Source organism: Algibacter sp. (assembly GCF_049667265.1).
Classification (GTDB): domain Bacteria; phylum Bacteroidota; class Bacteroidia; order Flavobacteriales; family Flavobacteriaceae; genus Algibacter_B.
The window spans coordinates 1-6,617 of sequence record NZ_JBATHX010000240.1 but is presented as its reverse complement, the minus strand read 5'-3'; the positions used below and the strand labels follow the sequence as shown (position 1 = coordinate 6,617).

9 protein-coding genes are annotated in these 6,617 nt (G+C 32.3%); 8 read left to right on the top strand and 1 reads right to left on the bottom strand.

Going from position 1 to position 6,617, the window contains the following annotated elements:
- The 8 genes from metK to WBN21_RS09050 all read left to right on the top strand — a co-directional run.
- Nucleotides 1–1,076, top strand: a 1,076-nt coding sequence (gene metK, locus WBN21_RS09085; RefSeq protein WP_424199536.1) for a methionine adenosyltransferase, incomplete at its 5' end; no start/stop codon positions are given.
- Between the two features lie 225 nt (nt 1,077–1,301).
- Nucleotides 1,302–1,679, top strand: a complete 378-nt coding sequence (locus WBN21_RS09080) for a DUF4174 domain-containing protein (protein ID WP_424199534.1) — start codon at nt 1,302–1,304, stop codon at nt 1,677–1,679.
- A gap of 341 nt (nt 1,680–2,020) precedes the next feature.
- On the top strand, nt 2,021–2,413 hold the full coding sequence (locus tag WBN21_RS09075) for a VOC family protein (protein ID WP_424199533.1): 393 nt from the start codon (nt 2,021–2,023) through the stop codon (nt 2,411–2,413).
- Between the two features lie 4 nt (nt 2,414–2,417).
- The gene (locus WBN21_RS09070) at nt 2,418–2,843 is read left to right on the top strand and encodes an SRPBCC family protein (protein WP_424199531.1); all 426 of its coding nucleotides are present in this window, start codon (nt 2,418–2,420) and stop codon (nt 2,841–2,843) included.
- 40 nt (nt 2,844–2,883) lie between these two features.
- Complete coding sequence (locus tag WBN21_RS09065; protein WP_424199529.1) at nt 2,884–3,369, top strand: GNAT family N-acetyltransferase; 486 nt, start codon at nt 2,884–2,886, stop codon at nt 3,367–3,369.
- A 2-nt stretch (nt 3,370–3,371) separates the two neighbouring features.
- Nucleotides 3,372–3,854, top strand: coding sequence for a YdeI/OmpD-associated family protein (locus WBN21_RS09060; RefSeq protein WP_424199527.1), 483 nt, complete (start codon nt 3,372–3,374; stop codon nt 3,852–3,854).
- Between the two features lie 18 nt (nt 3,855–3,872).
- Nucleotides 3,873–4,526 carry a DNA alkylation repair protein gene (locus WBN21_RS09055; RefSeq protein WP_424199525.1) on the top strand — a complete coding sequence of 218 codons (654 nt, stop codon included), beginning with the start codon at nt 3,873–3,875 and terminating at the stop codon, nt 4,524–4,526.
- A gap of 2 nt (nt 4,527–4,528) precedes the next feature.
- Nucleotides 4,529–4,900, top strand: coding sequence for an iron chaperone (locus tag WBN21_RS09050; protein WP_424199523.1), 372 nt, complete (start codon nt 4,529–4,531; stop codon nt 4,898–4,900).
- A gap of 40 nt (nt 4,901–4,940) precedes the next feature.
- Here the strand turns inward: WBN21_RS09050 and WBN21_RS09045 are convergent.
- Nucleotides 4,941–6,617, bottom strand: a 1,677-nt coding sequence (locus WBN21_RS09045; RefSeq protein ID WP_424199521.1) for a DUF5686 family protein, incomplete at its 5' end; no start/stop codon positions are given.

Genomic DNA, 6,617 nt, shown 5'->3' with positions numbered 1-6,617 from the left:
CCTATTTAGACGTTCAAAAAATAGCTAGAGATACCATAAACAAAATTGGATATACCAAAGGCGAATATATGTTTGATGGCAATTCTTGTGGTGTTTTGTCAGCTATTCATGAACAATCCGAAGACATTAACCAAGGTGTAGACAGAGGTAGCAAAGAGCAGCAAGGCGCTGGAGATCAAGGAATGATGTTTGGTTACGCTACCAACGAAACTGAAAATTTTATGCCATTAGCTTTAGATTTATCGCATAGAATTTTAAAAGAATTGGCTGATTTGCGTCGCGAAAATAAAGACATTCCTTATTTGAGACCAGATTCTAAAAGCCAGGTAACTATTGAATATAGTGATGATAATGTGCCGCAACGTATTGATGCCATTGTAGTATCAACACAACATGATGATTTTGCAGCAGACGATATTATGCTAGCAAAAATCAGAAAAGATATTGTTGCTATTTTAATACCAAGAGTAATTACTAAACTTCCTGAAGCCATTCAGAAATTATTTAATAACGATATTAAATACCATATAAATCCAACAGGAAAGTTTGTTATTGGTGGCCCTCACGGCGATACTGGTTTAACAGGACGTAAAATTATTGTAGACACTTACGGCGGAAAAGGTGCCCACGGTGGTGGTGCATTTTCTGGAAAAGACCCAAGTAAAGTTGATAGAAGTGCTGCTTATGCAACCAGACATATTGCTAAAAACTTAGTTGCTGCTGGTGTTGCAGATGAAATTTTAGTACAAGTAAGTTACGCTATTGGTGTAGTTGAACCTATGGGGATTTTTGTTGATACTTACGGTACTTGCGCTTTTAATATGACAGATGGTGAAATTGCTGAAAAAGTTTCTGAAATTTTTGATATGCGCCCTTTTGCCATTGAAGAACGTTTAAAACTCCGTGCACCAATATATAGCGAAACGGCGGCTTACGGACACATGGGACGTGAAAACGAAATTGTTACCAAAACATTCTCTCAACCCATGGGAGAAACCATTACTATGGATGTAGAATTATTTACTTGGGAAAAACTAGATTATGTTGATAAAGTAAAAAAGGCTTTCGGGTTGTAAAACTTGAAGATTAGTAGATATTGAAAAGACCACTTTTATTAGGTGGTCTTTTGTTTTTGGAGATTACTTTACCAGAAATATTAGCTAACTTCGATTGTCAATCGATAAAGTTTATTGAAACGGAACTTTATCTATACATTAAATGATCCTCCAAAAAACTCAAAAAAAATGAAGTTTTTAAAAATTCTATTTTTTGTAATTTCAATGATATACGTCAACAAAAGTATGTCTCAAAACATAGCTTCTCATCAATGGGAAAATCGCATTTTATTAATTTTAACTGATAATTCAGATACTACTACTTTTCAAAATCAATTAAAAGAATTTCAAACGCACGAAAACGGACTGACTGACCGTAAGCTTATTGTTTACCAAATAAAAGAATATATTTATACTAAAGGATTAAAGGAAGGTGAATGGCAGCATTCATCCAAACTTTATAAAACATACAAATCAGTAAACACCTCTTTTGAAGTTATATTAATTGGTTTAGATGGTGGTATTAAAATAAGGCAAAGCGAATTACTTACTTGCGAAAAACTGTTTGAAACCATAGACGTAATGCCTATGCGTAAAGCTGAGCTAAAGAATAAGAAAAACTAGTTTAAAAACAAAAAACAAAACTACCCGTAAAACTAAATTATCTAGCATTAGGATATAACACGGTGTCTTTATAATTTCCTCTAAAATTAAAGTCTATTCTGAAAACTTTAAAAATATTTCCAATACCTAAACTGTATTCTTAGTAAGGCTCGTTAAAAGGCGCAACCCAAATAATCAAACAAGTTCCTTTAAAACACATTGCTTTTTATTTAGAAATTACAGACACATCTTTAAGTCGATTAAAAAAAATCTCATTGAATACATAAATCTTGTCCTTTGACAAGCGTAAATAATTTTCAATTTTTTAATTTTATATTTATTAACCACTAAAACTTTAAAAAATGAAAACAGAAAATCCAGTAGTTTGGTTCGAAATTTATGTTAACAACCTAAACAGAGCCAGAAAATTCTACGAAACCGTTTTTAAATTAGAATTAAACGAAATGCCAATGCCAGATACAGGAGACGATTCTATGAAAATGCTATTTTTCCCTAGCGATATGGAATCACAAAATAGTGCATCTGGTGCATTAGTTAAAATGGATGGATTTAAAGCTGGCAACAATAGTACCATCGTCTATTTTAAAAGTGATGATTCCAGTATAGAAGAAGCTCGAGTAGAAAAAGCAGGTGGTAAAATATTTAAACCTAAAATGTCGCTTGGCGATTATGGCTTTATGGTACTTGCATCAGATACTGAAGGTAATATGATTGGAATACACTCAATGAAATAATAAAATGAAATCAAAAAACAAAGACAAAATAACAGTACAAACGACTGTAAAAGCAGATTTAGATAAAGTTTGGGAGTCTTGGACAAAACCTGAACATATTACCCAATGGAATTTTGCTTCCGAAGATTGGTGTTGTCCTAATGCAACCAACAATTTAAAACCAAATGGCGAATTTAATTGGAGAATGGAAGCCAAAGATGGTACTATAGGATTTGATTTTACTGGAACTTATGACAAAATAATTGACCAAGAATTGATTACTTATAAAATCGAAGATGGCAGAACCGTTGACATTCATTTTGAACAAAACGGAAATGAAGTTACTGTAAAAGAAACTTTTGAAGCTGAAGGAACAAATTCTGATGAGCTACAAAGAAATGGTTGGCAAGCGATTCTTGGGAATTTTAAACAATATGTGGAATCGAAATAAGTTAAACAAATGAAAAACTAATAAAGCCCTTCGTTCAACAATGAAAGACAACAATTTTGAGATAACACTTAGACCAACTGAAATTTCAGACCTAGACACTTTGTTTCAAATTAAATTGGACAAAGAAGCAAGTTATTTAGCTGCTTTTATGTCAAAAGACTCGAATGATAAAACAGCCTATATAAATAAATACACAAAGTTGTTGAGCGACCCAACAGTAAATAATCAAACAATTACCATTAATAATAGTATTGTGGGAAGTATAGCAAAGTTTATTATGGAAGGTGACACAGAAATTACGTATTGGATAGACAAAAAATTTTGGGGACAAGGTGTTGCTACAAAAGCACTAAAAATATTTCTTACTATTGAAACTAACAGACCAATTTTTGGACGCGTTGCATTTGACAATTTTGGTTCTCAAAAAGTTTTAGAAAAATGTGGTTTTGTACGTATTGGAAAAGACAAGGGATTTGCAAATGCACGACAAGCAGAAATTGAAGAGTATATTTATAAATTGAGTTAATATTGAAAAAATTCAAAGCAACATTAGAGATTTTAGGTATCAACCCTTTTGTTTTTGTTCCAAAAGACATACTTGAACAACTATTTTTTGATGCAAAAAAAGATAAAGGTCACATTCCGATTTGTGGTACAATTAACGGAGAAAAATATATTCAAACATTAGTAAGGTATAAAGGCGATTGGCGATTATATATTAATATGAAAATGCTGCCAAATTCACCAAATCGTATTGGTGAAACCATTGAAGTCACAATTAAATATGATTTCGCAGAACGAAAAACAGTTCTTAACCCAAAGCTATTAAAAGCATTAAAAGAAAACCAAAAAGCAAAAAAAGTATTTGACCAACTTTCAGCTTCAAAGCAAAAAGAAATTATTAAATATATTTCTTACCTAAAATCAGAAGAAAGCATCGACAGAAATATAAAAAAAGCGATTGGTTTTTTAAATGGAGAAAATTCGTTTGTAGGTCGCAAAAAACCCTGATTTATAAAAGCAACTAAAATGACTGGTAATGATTTTATTGAATCTTTAAAAATAGTAAGCCTAGATTATTCAGGAGCTATTCCAAAAAGAGAACTATTCGCTCTAGCTAAAGTGTTTCAGGATATTCCAGTACCAGAAGTTATAAAATTATTGCAAAATAAAAAAAGTGATTATCGACTTGGTGCCATATCTATATTAGACTGGAAAGCACGAAATAGAAAAACTTCAGAAAAAGAAAAACTAGAAATATACAACGCTTACATTGATAACCATAAATGGATTGATAATTGGGGAATGGTTGATAGAGCAGCTCCATATGTTGTTGGTGGCTATTTATTTGACAAAAACAGAAAACCATTATACGATTTAGCAACATCTGCCAATCCTATGGAACGAAGAACAGCAATTGTTAGCACGTATTATTTCATTAGAAAAAATGATATTGAAGACACCTTTAAAATAGCCGAAATTCTTGTTAATGATGAAGACGAATATGTGCAAAAAGCAGTTGGTAGTTGGATTAGGGAAGCTGGAAAGAAAAACGAAGACAAACTAAAAAATTTTCTTAACAAATATGCTGCGAAAATGCCACGTATAACGCTTCGTTATGCTATTGAAAAATTTGACAAAGTAACCAAAGCATATTATTTAAACTTAAAAAAGAATAGCTGAAAATGAGCAAAACTGTTCCATTTAAAACGGTTCAAGATTACTTTGAAGCGCAACCTGAAAAGACCAAAAAAGCATTGCAAGAATTAAAACAATGCATTCTAAACATTGCGCCTAATGCAACCGAATTGTTAAATTACAATATTCCTGCTTATGCATTAATTGAAGGTGGAAAAAGAGAACAACAAATTATGATTGCAGGTTATAAAACACACGTTGGTTTTTATCCGCATCCAACAACCATAGAGAAGTTTGATTCTGAGTTAATCGACTTTAAAAAGGGAAAAGGATCTGTTCAGTTTCCTTTGAATAAGCCACTACCGAAAGCGTTGATTGAAAATATGGTTGCCTACCGAATGAAATTATTAACAAAGTAAAAACGTTGCTCGGAAAAGTACTTTGTCATACAAATTCTTCCTAAAAATAAAACCCAAAACTACCCGTTACACCAAACTTTCTAGCATCAGGATATAGCACCTTATCTTTATAATTTCCTCTAAAATTAAAGTCTATTCTGAACACTTTAAAAATATTACCAATACCTAAACTGTATTCATAGTAAGGCTCATTTGAAGGTGCCACCAATTCAAGATTATTTGGATTACTTGGCACATTACTTAAGGCTATATTCTCGTCTGAAATACTTCCAATAACACCTCGAACATTTACGATTTCTCTAAGATTTAATTTTCGTAAAAACGGAATTCTTGAAAATAGGCGTCCGTTAAAATTATGTTCAAACTGAAATGACGCATAGGTATCTGAAACAAACTCGTAAAAGTCAAGTTGTGAAAAGGTATTGTAAATTGAAAAGTACGATTGGTTTCCTGGAATGACACTTAGCAATCCTAAGGGTACTTCACCAAATGTTTTCCCAGCTTCAACAGTCGTGTTCAACCTTCCAAAACCACCCATTTGCCATGGCTGAGTAAAAGAAAACTGCACTTTTGTGTAATCAAAATCGCTATTTAAAATACTTTTATCACCGCGGGTTACTTGGGCAAAAAATCGCGAATAATAATCATTGGCTATTCTACGCTCTACACCAAACCCTGTCATTTTTCTACCAGGAAAATAGGATACTGATAAGTTTGTTTCAAATTGTTTAATTTCAGATTCAATGCCTGTTGGGGTGTTATAATCTAAACTAAAGGTTGGCGATGCCGATTCTAATGTTCGGTAATTTCCACCTAACCTAAAAATAAGGTTCCTCCAAGGTTCTGCCTCAATTGCTAAACTAGTTAAATTAATATTGGTTAGCTTATCGTTAGTACTTGTTCCTACAACTGAAGAGGAGGCTAAACTTCTGCCCAAAACATCGGTACTTGTTGTTAAACTAGCTCCAGTTTGCTCAACATCGCGTCGGTTTCCTCCAGAAATAATTAGTCGATTTTTCTTATCAATCAACCATTTTCCAGACACTCCAAATTTAAATTTATCGTCTTTAAAACCATAAGCTAAAAAACCTTCCAATCGCCATAAATCGTTGGGACCAAAATAGGTTCTTCCTCCAGTGCGCAGGCGTAAACCTTCAACTTCATTAAATCCGAAAGTTGAAAAAACAGGCCCGTAATCTAGTGGCAATGTGTTAAATTCAATATAACCCGAAGCCAAAATGCTTCCTAAATTATAAAGCCGCTTAAATTTTTTAACCGTTTTTAAAGTGTCTAACATTTTATAAACACCTTGTTCATCTTTATTTAATGCTTCCAAACGATTTTCACCCCAAAAGGCATCATCTCGATTATAAACATCTTTATCATAATTATAAACTTCAGCTTCATAGAATTTTTTATCCTTTTCAATATCAAACTTATAATTATTGTATAAAGTGGTTCGCTTACCGTAAACACCACGAGATTGTTCTTTTTTATTTATTGCAAAATCTGATAACATATAATCTCTTGTTACCAAGAAAAGGGAATCACTCAACACTTCAAATTCCTGCTCAATATAAATTTCTTTTATCCAGTTTATATTAGCACTTTTTGAAGCTTGAAGATTAATTTCTTTAATCGCATAGGTGGTATCTGCAACCCAAAAATCGCCTTTAAAAGTCAATTCATTTTTACGTCTTGGATAATAAATAATATT